This is a genomic window from Bacillus sp. JJ1127 (genome assembly GCF_036965845.1).
In the GTDB taxonomy this organism is placed as follows: Bacteria; Bacillota; Bacilli; order Bacillales; family Bacillaceae_G; genus Bacillus_A.
The window spans coordinates 10,209-10,905 of sequence record NZ_JBALQK010000158.1; the positions used below are offsets into that span (position 1 = coordinate 10,209).

Here is a 697-nt window from a genome sequence, read left to right on the forward strand (position 1 = left end):
CATACAATCTGTTAGCTTTATACGTTTTTGCGGTGATACGTCCATCATGTCACACCACCAGTCAAAATTAAATTGCTTTTCAAATGTAAGACATGAATGCATTTGTAAACCGTGCTTTTCTAATAACGAAATCCATTCTGTTTTTTTTAGCGCCCGTTGATGGCTCGGATCTCGTTTCTTCTCAATAAAATTATAAAATGTATCATATTCTGTATGTTCTGGGGAGACATTATCAATTAAAATAAAGAGTCCTTTTTCTTCTAGTGTGCGGTGTACCTCAAAAATAAATTGGGCCGGGTTTGAAAAATGATGCGCCGCGATGCGACAAGTAATTGTATCGAATGATGCGTTAGGAAATGGTAAATTCTCTGCATTTCCTACGACAAATGATACATTTTCATGTCCATTTGTCTTGATAAACTTTTTCGCATTTTCTAACATTTTTTCTGTTAAATCAAGTGCGACGATCTCTTTAAAAAGTGGAGCTAATACATTAGCAACATGTCCACCACCTGTAGCGATATCAAGAAGACGAATATTTTTGCGAGCTTCTACTTGCTGAACTAAATATTGTAAATCCGGTCCTTTTGCATGAATGTTACTTTTTACATATTTTTCAGCATTACTACCAAATTGTGTTTTTACAAGTTCTTCGTTACTCATTCTAAATCATCTTCTTTCTACATATATTTACATA

General features: G+C 34.1%; 1 protein-coding gene. It reads right to left on the minus strand.

What is annotated here, in order from left to right:
* A partial coding sequence (locus V7183_RS16090; protein WP_335360157.1) for a class I SAM-dependent methyltransferase occupies positions 1 to 663 on the minus strand: 663 nt, incomplete at its 3' end.
* Between the last annotated feature and the right edge of the window lie 34 nt (positions 664 to 697).